This is a genomic window from Streptomyces sp. yr375 (assembly GCF_900110755.1).
In the GTDB taxonomy this organism is placed as follows: Bacteria; Actinomycetota; Actinomycetes; order Streptomycetales; family Streptomycetaceae; genus Streptomyces.
In genome coordinates this window covers 1-15,821 of sequence record NZ_FOFF01000069.1, presented here as the reverse complement: position 1 = coordinate 15,821, position 15,821 = coordinate 1, and the positions used below count along the sequence as shown (strand labels likewise).

17 protein-coding genes and 3 pseudogenes are annotated in these 15,821 nt (G+C 71.3%); 13 read left to right on the top strand and 7 right to left on the bottom strand.

Annotated elements, in window-relative coordinates; translation table 11 throughout:
* Positions 1-740 precede the first annotated feature (740 nt).
* Both BMZ82_RS36955 and BMZ82_RS36950 read right to left on the bottom strand, forming a co-directional pair.
* On the bottom strand, positions 741-1,388 hold the full coding sequence (locus BMZ82_RS36955; protein ID WP_093781780.1) for an HAD-IA family hydrolase: 648 nt from the start codon (positions 1,386-1,388) through the stop codon (positions 741-743).
* A 220-nt stretch (positions 1,389-1,608) separates the two neighbouring features.
* Positions 1,609-2,190, bottom strand: coding sequence for a TMEM165/GDT1 family protein (locus tag BMZ82_RS36950; protein ID WP_093781779.1), 582 nt, complete (start codon positions 2,188-2,190; stop codon positions 1,609-1,611).
* Between the two features lie 453 nt (positions 2,191-2,643).
* Here BMZ82_RS36950 and BMZ82_RS36945 point away from each other — a divergent pair, with 453 nt between their 5' ends.
* The 3 genes and pseudogenes from BMZ82_RS36945 to BMZ82_RS42405 form a co-directional block, all read left to right on the top strand.
* Entirely contained in the window at positions 2,644-3,288 is a 645-nt protein-coding gene (locus BMZ82_RS36945; RefSeq protein WP_093781778.1) for an HNH endonuclease family protein, read from the top strand.
* 158 nt (positions 3,289-3,446) lie between these two features.
* Complete coding sequence (locus BMZ82_RS36940; RefSeq protein WP_093781777.1) at positions 3,447-5,102, top strand: alkaline phosphatase D family protein; 1,656 nt, start codon at positions 3,447-3,449, stop codon at positions 5,100-5,102.
* Between the two features lie 34 nt (positions 5,103-5,136).
* Positions 5,137-5,967 (top strand): annotated as a pseudogene (locus tag BMZ82_RS42405) (phosphotransferase); the annotation flags it as partial.
* Here the strand turns inward: BMZ82_RS42405 and BMZ82_RS36930 are convergent.
* Both BMZ82_RS36930 and BMZ82_RS36925 read right to left on the bottom strand, forming a co-directional pair.
* Positions 5,870-7,231, bottom strand: a complete 1,362-nt coding sequence (locus tag BMZ82_RS36930) for a GDSL-type esterase/lipase family protein (protein WP_093781775.1) — start codon at positions 7,229-7,231, stop codon at positions 5,870-5,872. The pseudogene BMZ82_RS42405 and the gene BMZ82_RS36930 sit on opposite strands and share 98 nt — an antisense overlap.
* Before the next feature lie 64 nt (positions 7,232-7,295).
* The gene (locus tag BMZ82_RS36925; protein WP_093781774.1) at positions 7,296-7,868 is read right to left on the bottom strand and encodes a TetR/AcrR family transcriptional regulator; all 573 of its coding nucleotides are present in this window, start codon (positions 7,866-7,868) and stop codon (positions 7,296-7,298) included.
* 146 nt (positions 7,869-8,014) lie between these two features.
* Between BMZ82_RS36925 and BMZ82_RS42915 the strand changes: the two genes are divergently transcribed.
* From BMZ82_RS42915 to BMZ82_RS36890, 7 genes and pseudogenes are all read left to right on the top strand, one after another.
* Positions 8,015-8,182, top strand: a complete 168-nt coding sequence (locus BMZ82_RS42915) for a helix-turn-helix transcriptional regulator (protein ID WP_371271354.1) — start codon at positions 8,015-8,017, stop codon at positions 8,180-8,182.
* Positions 8,183-8,205: 23 nt separating this feature from the next.
* Positions 8,206-8,352 (top strand): annotated as a pseudogene (locus tag BMZ82_RS42910) (DNA-binding protein); the annotation flags it as partial.
* Positions 8,349-8,558, top strand: coding sequence for a DUF397 domain-containing protein (locus BMZ82_RS36915; protein ID WP_093781773.1), 210 nt, complete (start codon positions 8,349-8,351; stop codon positions 8,556-8,558). The pseudogene BMZ82_RS42910 and the gene BMZ82_RS36915, both read left to right, overlap by 4 nt.
* A gap of 373 nt (positions 8,559-8,931) precedes the next feature.
* Complete coding sequence (locus tag BMZ82_RS36905; protein WP_093781771.1) at positions 8,932-9,855, top strand: hypothetical protein; 924 nt, start codon at positions 8,932-8,934, stop codon at positions 9,853-9,855.
* Between the two features lie 102 nt (positions 9,856-9,957).
* Positions 9,958-10,647: a hypothetical protein gene (locus BMZ82_RS36900; RefSeq protein WP_093781770.1), complete on the top strand. Its 690-nt coding sequence runs from the start codon at positions 9,958-9,960 to the stop codon at positions 10,645-10,647.
* Positions 10,648-11,048: 401 nt separating this feature from the next.
* Positions 11,049-11,507, top strand: a complete 459-nt coding sequence (locus BMZ82_RS36895) for a DoxX family protein (RefSeq protein ID WP_093781769.1) — start codon at positions 11,049-11,051, stop codon at positions 11,505-11,507.
* 240 nt (positions 11,508-11,747) lie between these two features.
* Complete coding sequence (locus BMZ82_RS36890; RefSeq protein WP_093781768.1) at positions 11,748-12,362, top strand: DedA family protein; 615 nt, start codon at positions 11,748-11,750, stop codon at positions 12,360-12,362.
* 54 nt (positions 12,363-12,416) lie between these two features.
* Here BMZ82_RS36890 and BMZ82_RS36885 read toward each other — a convergent pair whose 3' ends face one another.
* Positions 12,417-12,647, bottom strand: a complete 231-nt coding sequence (locus BMZ82_RS36885) for a DUF2277 domain-containing protein (RefSeq protein ID WP_093781767.1) — start codon at positions 12,645-12,647, stop codon at positions 12,417-12,419.
* 99 nt (positions 12,648-12,746) lie between these two features.
* On the opposite strand from BMZ82_RS36885, the gene BMZ82_RS36880 reads away from it, so the two are divergent.
* Positions 12,747-13,643, top strand: a complete 897-nt coding sequence (locus BMZ82_RS36880) for a ketopantoate reductase family protein (protein ID WP_093781766.1) — start codon at positions 12,747-12,749, stop codon at positions 13,641-13,643.
* A 52-nt stretch (positions 13,644-13,695) separates the two neighbouring features.
* Here the strand turns inward: BMZ82_RS36880 and BMZ82_RS36875 are convergent, their stop codons facing one another.
* A complete protein-coding gene (locus tag BMZ82_RS36875) occupies positions 13,696-13,911 on the bottom strand; it encodes a tautomerase family protein (RefSeq protein WP_093781765.1) in 216 nt (71 codons plus the stop codon).
* A 201-nt stretch (positions 13,912-14,112) separates the two neighbouring features.
* Here BMZ82_RS36875 and BMZ82_RS36870 point away from each other — a divergent pair, with 201 nt between their 5' ends.
* The gene (locus BMZ82_RS36870) at positions 14,113-14,982 is read left to right on the top strand and encodes a helix-turn-helix transcriptional regulator (protein ID WP_093781764.1); all 870 of its coding nucleotides are present in this window, start codon (positions 14,113-14,115) and stop codon (positions 14,980-14,982) included.
* Between the two features lie 47 nt (positions 14,983-15,029).
* Here the strand turns inward: BMZ82_RS36870 and BMZ82_RS36865 are convergent.
* Positions 15,030-15,497 (bottom strand): annotated as a pseudogene (locus tag BMZ82_RS36865) (GNAT family N-acetyltransferase); the annotation flags it as partial.
* Positions 15,498-15,540: 43 nt separating this feature from the next.
* Between BMZ82_RS36865 and BMZ82_RS36860 the strand changes: the two are divergent.
* A partial coding sequence (locus BMZ82_RS36860) for a helix-turn-helix domain-containing protein (protein ID WP_143098987.1) occupies positions 15,541-15,821 on the top strand: 281 nt, incomplete at its 3' end.

The window sequence follows — 15,821 nt, the reverse complement described above, 5'->3', positions numbered from 1 at the left end:
GTCCTCGACACCTTCGGCCGCGGGGGACGGGCTGTCGGCCAGGCGGACCAGTTCATGCCATGTCAGACCGGTCCCCGAAAGGTCTCCTTCCCAGTTGGCGATCTGCTGGGTGTGCCTGCGGCCTGGACGAGGGTCAGGCCGCCGAGACCGGAGCCGATGATGAGCACTCTGCTGAGTGTGGACATGCGTGGTCCTTTGCTGAGTGGTTCGACAAAGGACGCACCGGTGACCCGATCGGGCACTTGTACGGGCGCCGGAAACGGGCGCCGCCCGGACTACCTACCGGGCCGTGGCTTTCGTACGTCGTTTGGCAGCTAACACGATGGTCCCACCGGAGCAAAGCAGTGTGCTGCGGTGGTTCGGTGTCGGATCCCTCGCTCAGTCGCCCGTGGCACTGAGGTCTCTCAGCGTGGCCACTGATCGGGCGAGGGCATCAGCGGCCGCAACGCACAGGGCTCCCGCCGCACCAACGCGCCCTGGTCGGCCGGGTGTACCTGCGCCGGCCCGACACCCTGTGAACGAGTGCCCCCGCTGTACCGCCGAGTGCCCCACAGACCCTGAGAACGGGCTCCCGTGGTGCCCACGGTGCGGGGCGCGCTTCGGCCTCTCGCGACCGTCGTGCCGGGGCCTGTGGTGGAGGCGCAACGCCGCCACTCGCGCCCCGCCACGACCACGTGAGCACTGAGCACCGAGCACCGAGCACCGAGCAGACTCCCGCCCCGGCCCCCGCCGCAGTGTCCTCACCCGGCGTGAATGCGCACTCCGCCCCCGGCGACCTCCACCCGTACCCCCCGCAGATCCTCCACCACCACGTCCGGCCCGTGCGCCGCCGCCCGCGCCCCCACTCCCACGACCCGCATCCCGGCCGCGCGCCCCGCCGCGATGCCCGCGCCGGAGTCTTCGAACACGACGCAGTCCGCCGGGGCGATGCCCAGTTCGGCCGCGCCCTTGAGGAAGCCCTCGGGGTCCGGCTTGCTCGCGCCCACCGACTCGGCGGTGACGCGGACGTCGGGGAGGGGCAGTCCCGCCGCGGCCATCCGGGCGGTCGACAGGGGGACGTCCGCCGAGGTGACCAGTGCGTGCGGGACGCCCCGCAGGGAGGCGAGGAACTCGGGGGCGCCGGGCACCGGCACGACGCCCGCCAGGTCGGCGGTCTCCTGCGCGAGCATCCGCGCGTTGTCCGCGAGGTTCAGGTGCGCCGGCCGGTCGGGCAGCAGTACGGCCATCGAGGCGTGCCCCTGACGGCCGTGGACGACCTTCATGACCTCGTCCCCGTCGAGCCCGTGCTCGTCGGCCCAGCGCCGCCAGATGCGCTCGACGACGGCGTCGGAGTTCACGAGGGTGCCGTCCATGTCGAGCAGGAGGGCGCGGGCGGTCAGGACCGGCATCAGCAGCTCCAGGTGGAGAGAGAACAAGGTGGCCCCGCCCGCCGGTCAGGGAAAACGAGCGGGAGCCACTTTGTTTTCTCACGGTACAAAATGTTCGGGCCCCACCGCCACTCCCGCCGGAAACCTCCGGCAACCGTTCACCGCGCGTTCAGCTCGGCCGGCCCCTCAAGCCTGCCCCTCACCCCTGTCCCTCAAGCCCGTCTTTCAAGCCCGCCCGCCCTCAGCCCGCGATCGCCTCCCACAGGCTCCACACGCCGAGCGCCAGCATCAGCAGCGCCGCGATCCGGGTGATCAGCGTCAGCGGCACCCGCTTCATCAGTGCCTTTCCGCCGACGATGCCGAGACCGGCGACCGTCCACAGCGCGAGCACCGCGCCGAGGCCGACGGAGAGCGGGTCGTCGTAGCGGGCGGCGAGGTTGGCGGTCATGATCTGCGTGAGGTCGCCGAACTCGGCGACCAGGATCAGCATGAAGCCCGCGCCCGCGACCTTCCAGAAGGACTGGTCCTCGGGCCGCCGGACCTCCTCCTCGCCGTCGCCCTTCTTCAGCAGCAGCACCGCCGCGCCGCCCAGGAACAGCACGCCCGTCAGCGCCTGTACGAGTTGCTGCGGGAGCAGGGTCAGCACGCTGCCCGCCGCGACGGCCAGCGCGACATGCAGCGCGAAGGCGGCGGCGACGCCGGCGAAGACGTACGAGGCGCGGTAGCGGGTGCCGAGGACGAGGCCGGCGAGCGCGGTCTTGTCGGGCAGCTCGGCCAGGAAGACGACGCCGAAGACGACCGCCGTCACGGTGATGCTGATCAAGGTTCCTCTATCGGTCGGGGGCCGCCCCACCGAGAGTCCCGACCCTTCAGAACAGACACCTCGGCACGGCAGCACACGTCATCCGCGCCGTACGGCACGGATGTGCACTGCTTGCCGAAGGTCTCGCTGGCCGACCCGCCACAACGGGTCCGCCTCCGGGCGCCGGCTCAGACGAGCTGAGCAGTATGTCGACGGTCCGGCGAAGAGCTACTCCCCTTCTGCGCTCCCCAGTGTACGAGATCGTTCCGCCGTAAACCTTGTCATGAACCTTGTCGCAAACCTCGCCACGAACCCTGCCGCAGACCTTGTCGTGTCATGCGCGCGTCACTAGCTTCTTACCCGGCGCACACTTCCCCGCAATGCGGCACCGCGAGCATTCCAACGCCCGCCGCATCGCAACGCCCACACCCCAACGCTCGCGCTCCGACACCCCCACCACCCCATGGAGTTCGCATGTCGAAGTTCTACGCGCGTGGACGGCTGAGCATAGTCGCCGCCCTCACCGGCCTCATAGCCTCGGCCGCGCTGTTCACCGCCCCCACCGCCTCCGCCGCTCTCCCCACCCCGGTCAGCGCCGCGACCGCCCGCACCTACCTCGCCTCGCTCACCGTGGCGACCGAGAACCGCACCGGCTACCAACGCGACCTGTTCCCCACCTGGATCACCATCAGCGGCACCTGCAACACCCGTGAGTACATCCTCAAGCGGGACGGTACGAACGTCGTCACCAACTCCGCCTGCACGGCCACCAGCGGAAGCTGGTACTCCCCGTACGACGGCGCCACCTGGACCGCCGCCTCCGACCTCGACATCGACCACCTGGTCCCGCTCGCCGAGGCCTGGGACTCGGGCGCCAGCGCCTGGACGACCGCCCAGCGCCAGGCCTTCGCCAACGACGTGACCCGCCCGCAGCTCATCGCCGTCACGGACAACGTGAACCAGCAGAAGAGCGACCAGGACCCGGCCGAGTGGATGCCGTCGCTCACCTCGTACCAATGCACCTACGTCCGCGCCTGGGTCCAGGTGAAGTACTACTACGACCTCTCGGTCGACTCCGCCGAGAAGAGCGCGCTGACGAGCTACCTGGCCAACTGCTGATCGATCCGGCCGCCGATCGATCCGGCCGCCGATCGATCCGGCCGCTGATCTGATCGATCCGTGACCGCAGGGCACTCGCCGCGGGCCTCCGTCGTTCCGTACCGTCCGTAATGGCCGTACTGGCCGTACCGTACGGGGCGACGGAGGAGGGCGATCGGGTGGCCGGACTGCGGCTGGGACCACTGCTGAGGTACGCCGACGGCTCGTCCGCGACCGTCTGGGTCGAGGCGAGCCGTCCGTGCGCCGCCGAGGTGCGCTGCGCGGACGGCGCCGGCGGCACGGCCCGCACCTTCCAGGTGGCGGGCCATCACTACGCCCTGGTCCCGGTGACCGGCCTGACGGCGGGTACGGCGACGGCGTACGAGGTCCTCCTCGACGGCACCCTCGTGTGGCCGCTGCCCGACTCGCCTTTCCCGCCCTCCGAGATCCACGCCCCCGCCGTCGAGGCCGACGGCCACGCGGTGCGGGTGTCGTTCGGCTCCTGCCGGTGGGCGGCGCCCGCGGCCGACGCGCACGACCCCGTGGGCCCCGACGCCCTGGACAGCCTGGCCGCCCGCCTCGCCGCCGACCCGGGACGCGAACGGCCCGACGTACTCCTGCTGTTGGGCGACCAGGTGTACGCCGACGAGGTGTCCGACGCGACCCGTGAGCGGATCGGCGCGCGCCGCGGCCTCGCGGATCCGCCGGGCGCCGAGGTCGCGGACTTCGAGGAGTACACCTGGCTGTACTACGAGTCCTGGCTCGACCCCGAGGTGCGCTGGCTGCTGTCCACGGTGCCGAGTTGCATGGTCTTCGACGATCACGACATCGCCGACGACTGGAACACCTCCGCCGCCTGGCTGGCCGACATGCGGGCCACGCCCTGGTGGAGTGAGCGGCTGCTGAGCGGCCTGATGTCGTACTGGGTGCACCAGCACCTCGGCAACCTCGCCCCGGCCGAGCTGGCCGCCGACCCGGTCTACGCCGCCGTACGCGCCGTCCCCGACGGCACCGACGTGCTGCGCGCCTTCGCCGGCCGCGCCGACGCCGACCCGGCGTCCGTACGGTGGAGCTACCGGCGGGACTTCGGGCGGGTGCGGCTGCTGATGGTCGACACCCGGGCCGCGCGGGTCCTGGCGGAGGACGAGCGCGCGATGCTCACCCGCGGCGAGGCGGCGTGGCTGCGCGAGCAGGTCCTCGACGGCCCCGGCTCCTACGACCACCTCCTGATCGGCACCTCCCTGCCCTGGCTGCTGCCGCACCTGGTGCACGACGCCGAGGAGTGGGACGCGGCCCTGTGCCGGGGTGAACGCGGGGTGCGCTGGGCCCGGTTCGGGGAGAAGCTGCGGCGGGCGGCGGACCTGGAGCACTGGGCGGCCTTCCCGACCTCCTTCACCGCGCTGGCGGCGCTGATCGCCGAGGCGGGGACGGGGGCGCGGGCCCCGGCGACCGTCCTCGTCCTCTCCGGGGACGTACACCACGCGTACGTGGCGGAGGCCCGCTGGCCCGAAGCAACAGGGGGCGGCGGGGCGGCCGGGCCGGACGCGCGGGTGTTCCAGCTCACCTGCTCCCCCGTCCACAACTCCATCCCCCTGTCGATAAAGGTGGGCTTCCGCTTCGGCTGGAGCGCCCTGGCCCGTGCGCTCGGCCGCCGCTTCCGCCGGCACGGCCACTGCCCGCGCCCGCCGGTCAACTGGCGTCGCACAGGCGGCCCGTGGTTCGGCAACCAGCTCATGTCCCTGACCCTGCAAGGCCGTTCGGCCCGGCTGCGACTGGAACAGGCCCGGGGGGACGGGGCGTTGGCGACCGTTAACGAGTCCGACCTGACACCCTGACCGGTACGTGCGCAGGGGAGAGGAGCAGGTGCCGATGCAGGCATCAGAGGTCAGGCGTGCGGTGGCCGCGGCCATGTGGACCGCCTCGTCGCTCGGTCTGGCGGCGGACGACGCGATCGTTCTCCACGACTCGAACAAGCTCACTCTGCGGCTGCTGCCCTGTGAGGTCCTCGCCCGGGTGGCACCTACGGCGGATCAGGTCGCGCGGTTCGAGGTCGACCTTGCCCAGCGGCTCTCCGCGTCCGGGTGCCCGGTGGCCGCTCTCGACCCCCGGGTGGAGCCACGCGTCCATGAACGTGACGGCTTCGTGGTCACGCTGTGGACCTACTACGGCCCCGTGACGCATCGCGAGATCCCACCGGCCGACTACGCCGACGCGCTCCATCGACTGCATGCCGGCATGCGCCAACTCGACGTCCCGACACCGCACTTCACGGACCGGGTCGAGCAGGCGCAGCGACTCGTGGCGCACCGCGACCGCACTCCGGCACTCGCCGACGCCGACCGGGAACTGCTCGGCGAGACGCTGCGCAACCTGAGACGCGCGATCGGCGAGCGCGCCGCCCCCGAGCAACTGCTGCACGGCGAACCCCACCCGGGCAACCTGCTCACCACGAAGAACGGGCCGCTGTTCATCGACCTCGAGACATGCTGCCGTGGGCCCGTCGAGTTCGACCTCGCCCACGCGGCCGAGGAAGTCGGCGAGCACTATCCGGGCGTCGACCGAGACCTGTTGCGCGAGTGCCGGATCCTCGTCCTGGCGATGATCACGGCCTGGCGCTGGGACCGGCACGACCAACTCCCGGACGGCCGCCGACTGGGCACGGAGTGGCTCGACCGGATCCGAACGGCACTCGATCCCAACGGGCCGGATTCCCAACGGAGTTCCCGCACCCAACAGTGACCGTCCCGTCACCGTGATCAGTCTGGGCGTCAGCCAGGGTGAACGGGCCGCCGTTGCCGAAGGCGAGGTGGGCGAAGCGTTCGCCGATGTGGTGGTGGGTGGCCGGGTCCGGGTGGAGTTCGTCGGGCAGCGGCCATTTCGCGTGGTCGGTCTTGCCGTAGAGGGCGAGGCCGTCGAGGTAGTGCAGGTTCGGGTCGGTGGCGGCGCGCCGGTGGACGATGCGGGTGAGTTCGTCCCGGATCAAGGTGAGGGTCAGTTTCCCGGCGGCGGTCTGGGCGGGATCGCCGGTGCTGCCAGTGCCGCCGGTGCTCATGAACCGCACCCGTCCCTCGCTCAGCGCGCTGAAGTCCGGGGCGGTGGGCCCGGGGGTGTTCTCGTGGATGGGGCAGTAGAGGGGGGATACGACCAGGAGAGGGGTCGTGGGGTGTCCGTCACGGATGGTGTCGAGGAAGCCGTGGACGGCCGGGCCGAACGCGCGCAGCCGCATCAGGTCTGCGTTGACGACGTTGATGCCGATCTTGAGGCTGATCAGGTCGGCAGGGGCGTCGCGGATCGCGCGGGCGGTGAACGGGTCGAGCAGGGCGCTGCCGCCGAATCCCAGGTTCACCAGCTCCACCTTGCCCAGGGCCGCGGCCACGGCGGGCCAAGTCCCGGTCGGGGCGGTGGCGTTGGAGCCCTGACTGATCGAACTGCCGTGGTGCAGCCAGACCTTGCGGCCGTGGGGCGGCGCGTTCCGGACGGGGGCGTTGGTGCGCAGGGTGACCAGGCGGGTGGTCTCGTCGTGCGGCAGCCAGATCTCGACGTCCTTCTCGTCGCCGGACAGGCCGGTGAACCGCAGGGTCCGCACCGGCCCGGGACGCGTTTCCGCGGTCCCGGCGGCCATGTCGATGGTGAGTACGTCGCCGTCCGGCACCCCGGCCCGGCCCGTGAGCCGTCCGTCGACGAGAAGCTCGTACACCCCGTCGGAGCGTGGCGGCGCTCCGGCATAGGCCCGCTTGGTGGCCACGACGTCCAACTCGACGGCGGTGGCCGCGGTGCGGAAGACCAGTCGCACGCCGGAGGGCTGCGACTCCGCCATCGCCAGTTGGCCGTCGGGTATCTGCCGGCGGGCGCACGCGGGCAACCGGTGCGGCAGTACGCCGCGTTCGGTGTGTTCCAGGTCGAGGGCGCCGCGCAGGAGGTCAGCGGTGATGGGGGTGGTGGTCCAGTCGGGCTCGGTGGGCATGTCCTCGGTCTCCTTGATCAGGAGGGCGACTGGCAGGGGGGGCGGGTGTGGCCGGGAGGGTTGGTCAGGTGGTGGTGGGCCAGTTGGTCAGCAGGGTGTCGAGCGCGTTGAGGATCTCGGTCCAGCTTTCCTGTGCGTCGGGGGCGCTGTGGCTGAAGCCTCCGGCGGTCTCCAGGCCGACGTAGCCGCTGAAGACGCTTCCCAACAGCCGCACCGCGTGCGTCTGGTGCGGTTCGGCCAGGTCGTAGCCGCGCAGGATCGCGCGCGTCATCTGAGCGTGCCGGACCCCGGCACTGGCGGCCGCCGTCTGCGGGTCGAGCCGGAACCGGGCGGCGGCGAAGCGGCCCGGGTGCTCGAGGGCGTAGTCGCGGTAGGCGTTCGCGAAGGCGACCAGGGCGTCTTTACCGGCCCGCCCGGCCACCGCGGCGGATACGCGGTCGGCGAGTTCCTCCAGGGCCAACAGGGCGATCTTGGTCTTCAGGTCATGGGCGCTCGCCAGATGCGAGTACAGACTCGCGGTCTTGACACCGAACCGCCGGGCGAGCTCCGCGGGGGTCGCCTGCTCGAACCCGATCTCGTCGGCCAACTCCGCCCCCGCCCGAACCAGGCGCTCCGCGGTCAGTCCTACCCGAGCCATAACCATCCTCCGAATCACCTTCAAGTTCTACGGTAGATGATTATGCGTTTACCTACTCTGATTAGGCAAACCAGCGTGCCCTTCAGGAAGCCGCCTGGAAACCGCCCGAAGTCGCCTGGAAGTCGCCGAAGAAGCAGGGCCCTCTGATGGAGGCCGCCTTCGGCGCACGCCCGCGCTCCGCACGCGAGGCGCTCGGCATGGCACAAGAGGCCCTGGGCGAACAGATGGGCCATTCCGGCACGCATCTCTCGTCGGTTGAAACCGGTCGCAAATCTCCAACGTTGCGTTCGCGCGCAGTGCTGACAAGGCGTTAGGGACGGGCGATGCGTTCGAGCGGGCCGAGTCTCAGGCACAGGGGCACCTGGACCGCGAAAGCGTGTCCGTGTTGCCCATGCTGACGGCCTGCCATCAGCTACAGGCCGAAGCGCTGTCACAGGCGGCACCCGTGCCCTTGATCAACGAGGTACGAAAGGGCACCCCGTGACGACCGAATCCCCGCGTTGGTTCAAGTCCTCGTACAGCGACAACGGTGGCGCCTGCGTCGAGGTCGCCGCCAACCTGACCGTCTCGCACGGCATGGTCCCCGTGCGTGACTTCAAGAACCCGGCCGGTCCGGTTCTGGAGCTCCCCGCCGTCGCGTTCACCTCGTTCGTGACGGGCGTCAAGACGGGTGAGTTCGGCACCGTCTGAGCACTCGGCCGACCCGCACCGGCTCGGAGCAGCCCCATCATGCGACGGCATGGTGGGGCTGCTCGCCGCAGATCTGTCGGCGCGCGGAAAACGGCGAGACGGCGGAGAATAAAAGCGGCTCCCTCTTCACCCCAGCTTGCTTCGGCTCATGACATCCGCTGCGCGATTCTTCTGGCAATGCCTGACCGCCGTGCTGGTGAGCATCGCGATCGGGTGGGCCCCGACGGCGTCCTGGGCGTCGGCCGCGGTGGCACAGCAGGAGTCGATCACCCTCAGCCCGTCCGAGGGGCCGCCGGGGACTCTGGTCCACATAACGTTCGACAGTTGCACCAGGTCCAGTCCCGAACCTCCCGAACCTTCCGAACCTGACGATTTGCCTGACGAATCTTCCCCCTCCCCACCGGACGACGACGGTGACTTCGAGCCACCAGCGGCTTGGACACCGGCTCGAGTCGGGGCCGGCGTCATCACCGGCATCTACTGGGACAGGAAGCTCATCGGCTCCGGAGACACGTTCGAGGTCCCGGACGACGACGCCTTCCGCGCTCACACCGTCGGGGCGTCGTGCGGCAACAAGACCTACGGCACCGCGAGGTTCACGCTCACACCGGCCCCGGACCGGGATCCCGACATCGCGCTGGATCCCACCAGCGGCTCTTCGGGGACATCCGTCACGGTCACAGGTTCGGGATTCCCGTGCTCGGAGGTGAGTGTGTCGTGGGACGACGGCGACGAACTCGTCACGGGGGCCAAGGTCTCGACCGAGGGAGACTTCGAAGAGGACTTCGACGTGCCGGAGGGTTCGTCCGCGACCACGCACACCGTACGGGCCGCCTGCACGCAGTCCGCCGACGAGTACTACTCCGACGCCGATTTCACGGTGACGGGCACGGAATCGAACAGCCCCAGCCCCGGTGACTCGAGCAACGGCGGAACGGAGAGCGACGGCACCAACAGGGAGTCGAACGGCACCGGCAACGGCACGACCGGTGCGACCGACCCGGGGGCCATCGGCGGGACCGGCGGTGGCGATGGTGGGGGCACGGCGATGCCCGTCGGATGGGTGGTCGGGCCTTCCGTGTTCGGGGCCCTCCTGCTCCTGGGGCTCCTGTCCTCCCTGATGAACCACCGCCAACGCGGACCGCGCTGGGTCCGCGACCACATCAGCACCGCACTGCGCTCCGGGTCCGCCGGGTCCGGAACGGTCGAGCTGCGCGAGCGGCGTGACAGCGATTCGGCGAACCGCACCGTACGACTCGAACCCCACCCGGACCCGGGCGACCAGCGCTTCCACTGAAGGCCTACTGATGACCTGCCATGACCTGCCGAGGACCTACTGAAGAGACCTACTGAAGAGACCTGCTGAAGACCTACTGACGATCACTGGCGAGGTGAAGCCATGACCACGACCGCTCCGGCGGAACCGTTCACGGTCCGCGCCTTCCTGCTCGGCCCGGACTGCCCCGACACGGCCGACGCCCTCGCCGGCCCACTCCACAGCGCCGGCGCGGCCAACGAGCTCCTCCGCGGTACGCGCCCCCTACCGCCCGCGGCCGACCAGGCCGTCGAACACGAACTGGCGGGCTCCATCGGCTCCTTCCTCTCCCTCGACGTCTTCGACGTGGCCGCCGGCGGCTGGCGCAGACACGCCGCCCTCACCGAGGCCGCGCGCCGCACCCGGGCCGCCCCGGGCAGCGAGGAGGTGGTCGCGCTGGCGAGCCACGAGATCACGTCCAACCACCACCCCTACGTCGACGTCTTCCTGGACGGCGCCAAGGTCGGCACCCTCGACGTCTGGCTCGACCTTTTCTTCCGGATCAGCGGGCTCGTCACCGTCGTACGCGACGCCCACGTGGTCGCCGTACGCAGCGGACAGTGCGTGCTGGAGGCACGTCTCGCCGTCCAACAGATCCCGCTGGCGGAGCGGCAGGGCCGACTCGACCTCCCCGGCATCTGGCACCTGCACACCCCGCTGCCCCTGCTCAAGGACCAGCCCCCGCCGCCGCACCCCCCACCACCTCCACCACCGCCGGGCCCGCCGTCGTCCGAGCAGCCGACCCAGGTCCTCCATCGGCCCCCGTTTACATGACCGGGAGTTGGATGTAACACAGCTCGCCTAGTATCTGATGGTTCGTCAGAGTCGTTTGCACTCAACGGAGTTCACCTTCAGAGTGACCACAAAGGGTGTGCAGCGGGTCGCCCTGGCGGGCACACCCCACCCTAGAGTGGATTCGGTCAAACTTTCGAGCTCGGGTGCGCCGGCGAGTGCCGTTCCGCGCGTCGCCCACGTGCCACGGAGGCGGTGCGAAGGTGGCGCGGAGGCGGAAAACGGGCCCCGGATGGGGTGTAAGCCGTGGCTAAAAGTTGAACTTGCAACCATCGTTTAGGTACGCCTAACGTGACGCTCATTCGGTACCGCCGCCCCCACCGATCGGTCCCGTCCCCTGTCCGGGACCGGCACAGACCGACACCGAAGGAGCACCCCCCACCATGTCCGCTCGTCTCAACTCCGCACAGCCCTATGCGATCGCCCTTTTCCGCATCGTCGTAGGCCTGCTCTTCGCCTGCCACGGCGCGGCCTCGCTCTTCGGCGTCCTCGGCGGCGCCATGGGCAGCAAGGGCGGCACCATAGACGCCGGCGCCTGGCCCGGCTGGTACGCCGCCGTGATCCAGCTCGTCTGCGGTGTCCTGGTGCTGCTCGGCCTCGGCACCCGCGGCGCCGCGTTCCTCGCCTCGGGCTCGATGGCGTACGCCTACTTCAACGTGCACCAGTCCATGGGCCTGTTCCCGATGCAGAACGGCGGCGAGGCCTCGGCGATGTTCTGCTGGGCCTTCCTGCTGCTGGTCTTCACCGGTTCCGGCGCCCTCGGCCTGGACAGCCTGTTCACCGGCCGCCGCACGGCCGACGAGCAGGAGCCCGCGGCGCAGAAGGCCACCGTCGCCGCCTGACCCACACCAACAGCACTGCAACAGTGCCGTGTTGTACGACCGCCCGGGCTCCGTCGGAGTCCGGGCGGTCGTGGTTCGGCTTCGGTGAACATGGTGTGCCGAACACACGAGCCCCCGTGAATCCGCTGTCACGCCCCCGGCGTACGCTGTATGGCTGTCATGGCCGCACCTGCCGCTCCCCCGCGACACAGCGGCACCACACGGTCGGACGTCACGGGGGATACACGGGGAGAGTCTGCGGTGTTCGAGAGTGTGGGGGCGTTGCTCGGCAGCCCCTGGATCTACGCGTTGGTGGGCCTGTCGGTCCTCCTCGACGTGTTCCTGCCGGTGCTGCCCAGCGGAGTGCTCGTCATCACGGCGGCGACGGCCGCTGCGGCGGGCTCGGGAGCGGCGGCGGCAGGCCAGGTCCCGCACGACGTCCCCGACATCATGGTCCTGATCCTCTCCGCGACGACGGCCTCGGTCCTCGGCGACCTGGTCGCCTACCGGCTGGCCTGGCGCGGCGGTGAGCGCCTGGACCGGGCGATCTCCCGCTCCCGCCGGCTGACCACCGCGCAGGAACGTCTCGGCGACGCGCTCGCGCGAGGCGGCGGCGCGCTGGTCGTGCTGGCGCGGTTCGCGCCGGCCGGGCGTTCCGTCGTCTCCCTCATCGCGGGCGCGGCCCATCGCCGCGCCCGTGACTTCCTCCCCTGGTCCGCGCTGGCCGGCCTGTCCTGGGCGGCCTACAGCGTCGCCCTCGGCTACTTCGGCGCCCACTGGCTGGGCACGACGTGGCTGGCGACGGGCGTGTCGGTGCTCGCGCTGTTCGGCGCGGGCGCGGGCGCGGCGTACGTGATGCGGCGGCAACCGGCGTAAGGCCGCGCCGGCCGCATGCCTGACGCGGGCGTCACTCGAGCGTCGTACGTGCCCTCACGCGGCCGGTGACCGGTGCGCGCCGCGCACCTCCAGGCCGTCCAGCAGCTCAGCCGTGGCCGCCGCGATGACGTCGACCGCTCTGTCGAACACCTCCCGGTTGTGCTCGGCCGGCGCCCGGAACCCGGACACCTTGCGTACGTACTGCAGGGCTGCGGCGCGAATCTCGTCCTCCGTGGCCTCTTCGGGCAGTACGGGCGGACGCAGCGTCTTGATACTCCGGCACATGTCCCCAGTCTCCCTCGGGACCCCGGCCGCGTGCCATGATCGCGTCCGAGGCGGCCACCGCACCCCTGCGGGGCCGACCCACGAGAGGAACACCTTCATATGACGAACAACGACGTGCTCAGCGTCGCCGTGCTCGGCCCCGGCGGGGTGGGCGGTCTGCTCGCGGCCCTGCTGTCTGGGGCCGGACACCGGGTGACCTGCCTGGCCGGCGAGGCCACGGCCACGGCCCTGCGCGCCCACGGCATCCGCGTCCGCAGCGCTGCGTTCGGCGACTTCACGGCTCGTGTCGACGCGGACACCGAGTTGCGCGCCCCGGTCGACGCGGTCCTGATCGCCGTCAAGCACACCGCCCTCGACGCCGCCCTGACCCGCGTCCCGGCCCGGGCGCTCGGCGACGACACCCTCCTCGTCCCCTTCCTGAACGGCGTCGAGCACCCGGCCGTCCTCCGCGCCCACCACCGCCCCGACCGGGTCGCCCCGGCCGTGATCCGCGTCGAGTCGACCCGTCTCGCCCCGGGCGTGATCGAGCACGGGACCCCTTTCGCGGAGGTCGACCTGACCGGCGACGCCGTGCCGCGCCCCCGCCTCGACGCGCTCGCGCGGGCGCTGACGGCGGCCGGTCCGACCGTCCGCGTCCTGCCGGACGAGACGGCCGTCCTGTGGGCGAAGATGGCGTTCCTCGCGCCCCTCGCCCTGCTCACCACCCGGCACGGCCTGCCCCTCGGCGAGGTCCGCACCCGGCACCGCGCGGAGCTGACCGCCCTGGTCGAGGAGACCGCCGCCGTCAGCCGCGCCTGCGGCGCCCCCGCCGACCCGGCCCGGGCACTCGCCCGGTACGACGCCTTCGCCCCCACCACCAGGTCCTCCATGCAACGCGACGCCGAGGCGGGCCGCCCCCTCGAACTCGACGCGATCGGCGGGGCGTTGCTCCGCGCGGCCGAACGGCACGGGGTGCCGGTGCCGGTAACGGCGCGCCTGGTACGGGAGTTGACGTAGCCGCCGGGTTCCCGCGCTGCGGGCAGTGACGTTACGGTGACCTGACGGTCCGTCACTCCTGCGGTGTCTGCTGGATCTTGGCAAGGGTCAGGACACCGCCGCCGATGCCCCAGCCTGCGTCGGCGACCTCTTCGACCAGGACGAGGGTGGTGGCCCGGGCGCCGTCGCCGAAGATCTCGGCGTACAGGTCGGTCGTGCGCGTGATGATCTGCTCCTTCTGCTCTGCGGTGAGGGCTCCGACGGGGACCTTGAAGTTCGCGAACGGCATGCTGATCTCTTCTCTCTCTTCGTGCTTCGTACTTCGTACGAGGGGGGTGCGCCGGAGCTGCTCGCGACGAGCAGGTGGCCGACCCCGATGGGGCAACTGGGGCAACCATCCGTCGGGGTCGCCCGATCCGGCCAGGGCTGAGCCCACCCAGGGGTTGCCGGCCCCTGGCTCGGACCCCGCCCGGGGGGCGACGATGAGTGGGTGAACCTTCCCGAGCTTGCGGCGTTCCTCAGGTCCCGGCGTGACCGGATCCGGCCGGTCGACGTCGGTCTGCCCGCCGGGCCCCGACGCCGGGTGCCCGGTCTGCGGCGCGAGGAGGTCGCCCAACTGGCGGGCCTGTCGGCCGACTACTACACCGAGTTGGAGCGCGGGCGCGGTGCCCAGCCCTCGGCGCAGACCCTGGCCGCCCTCGCCCGGGCGCTGCGGCTGGGCGGCGACCAGCGCGACCACCTGTTCCACCTCGCCGACCGGCCGCTGCCCGCGTCGGCGCACGGCGCGCACGGGCGGCACGTGCAGCCCGCCCTGCTCGGGCTGCTGGACCGGCTGGCCACCACCCCGGCCCAGGTGATCACCGACCTGCACGAGACCCTCGTACAGAACGAGCCGGCCGCGGCGCTGCTCGGCCGGGCTTCGCGGCCGGGCGGCCCCGCCACCGGCTTCGCGTACCGCTGGTTCACCGATCCGGCCGCCCGCGCGCTCTACCCGCCCGAGGACCATCCGCACCACTCACGGGTCTTCGTCGCCGACCTGCAGGCGGTCGCCGCCCGCCGGGGCCGCGACAGCGAGGTCGCCGGGATGACGGCCGCGCTGCGGCGGCGCAGCGCGGAGTTCGCCGCCCTGTGGGACACCCACGACGTCGGACTGCGCCGCGCCGATCACAAGCGCATCGTGCACCCCACGCTGGGCGTCATCGAGCTGGACTGCCACAGCCTGTTCAGCGAGGACGGCCGCCAGCGCCTCCTGTGGTTCACGGCCCCGCCCGGCACCGAGGGCGCCGCCCAGCTCGAACTGCTCGGCGTCATCGGCACCCAGGACATGACGGCGACAGAAGGCGACGTCCACGCGGGCTGAGACGAGACCGGCGGAGACGAGACCGGCTGCCCAGGACGCGGCAGGCACTAGCCGGTGCTGGTCCCGGCACCGGTGCTGGCCCCCGTGCCGCTCCCCGTCCCGGTGCTCCGCAGGTCGACGTACCAGTCGTTGGACCGGATCGGGTTCCCCTTCGGGTACTCCAGGTCGACCTGCCCGAGCAGAGTGAACCCGGCCTTGCGGCACACCCCGTTGGACGGAGCGTTGTCGACCTTGGGGAAGGCGTGCAGGGCCGGATGACCGCCCGCCGCCTGTCCGACGACGGCCACGAGCGCCCGCGCCGCCAGCGCGGCGAGCCCTCTGCCCTGGAACTCGGGCAGGATCCCCCAGCCCGTCTCCCACACCACCCCGCCGCGCCACTCGGTCTCCCAGTACCCGATCGACCCGACGCTCTGCCCGCCGTCCGCGAGCACGACCCGGTACATACAGCCGGGGGACACCTCCAGATACCGCCGGTGCCGGTCGGCGAGCTTCTCCTCGCTCTCCGGCCCACCTAAGAGCTGTCCCGTAACTGCTGGTCACGGATGAGATGATCTTGCCGTGTCTGGTGTGATCACGGCGTCGGAGCCGTCCTGGATAGCCCCGTTCACCGGGCTGAGCCCGCGTCAGTTCGGCAAGCTGATCACCGCGTTGCGGCGTGAGGGTGCAGACCCGGTCCGCAAGGGCCGGCCGTGGAGCCTGCCACTGGAGGACCGAGTCCTGCTGGTCGCCGCGTACTGGCGGACCAACCTGACCCTGCGCCAACTGGCGCCGCTGTTCGGGGTGTCCAAGTCCGCGGCCGACCGGATCGTCGATCACCTCGGCCCGGCGCTGGCACTGCA

What these genes read in the sequence shown, in the direction of transcription:
- BMZ82_RS36885 (WP_093781767.1), bottom strand. Translation starts at nt 12,647, where the DNA reads ATGTGCCGGAGTATCAAGACGCTGCGTCCGCCCGTACTGCCCGAAGAG.
- BMZ82_RS36895 (WP_093781769.1), top strand. Translation starts at nt 11,049, where the DNA reads ATGTCCGCTCGTCTCAACTCCGCACAGCCCTATGCGATCGCCCTTTTC.
- BMZ82_RS36930 (WP_093781775.1), bottom strand. Translation starts at nt 7,231, where the DNA reads ATGCCCACCGAGCCCGACTGGACCACCACCCCCATCACCGCTGACCTC.
- BMZ82_RS36925 (WP_093781774.1), bottom strand. Translation starts at nt 7,868, where the DNA reads ATGGCTCGGGTAGGACTGACCGCGGAGCGCCTGGTTCGGGCGGGGGCG.
- BMZ82_RS42915 (WP_371271354.1), top strand. Translation starts at nt 8,015, where the DNA reads ATGGAGGCCGCCTTCGGCGCACGCCCGCGCTCCGCACGCGAGGCGCTC.
- BMZ82_RS36880 (WP_093781766.1), top strand. Translation starts at nt 12,747, where the DNA reads ATGACGAACAACGACGTGCTCAGCGTCGCCGTGCTCGGCCCCGGCGGG.
- BMZ82_RS36875 (WP_093781765.1), bottom strand. Translation starts at nt 13,911, where the DNA reads ATGCCGTTCGCGAACTTCAAGGTCCCCGTCGGAGCCCTCACCGCAGAG.
- BMZ82_RS36900 (WP_093781770.1), top strand. Translation starts at nt 9,958, where the DNA reads ATGACCACGACCGCTCCGGCGGAACCGTTCACGGTCCGCGCCTTCCTG.
- BMZ82_RS36945 (WP_093781778.1), top strand. Translation starts at nt 2,644, where the DNA reads ATGTCGAAGTTCTACGCGCGTGGACGGCTGAGCATAGTCGCCGCCCTC.
- BMZ82_RS36955 (WP_093781780.1), bottom strand. Translation starts at nt 1,388, where the DNA reads ATGCCGGTCCTGACCGCCCGCGCCCTCCTGCTCGACATGGACGGCACC.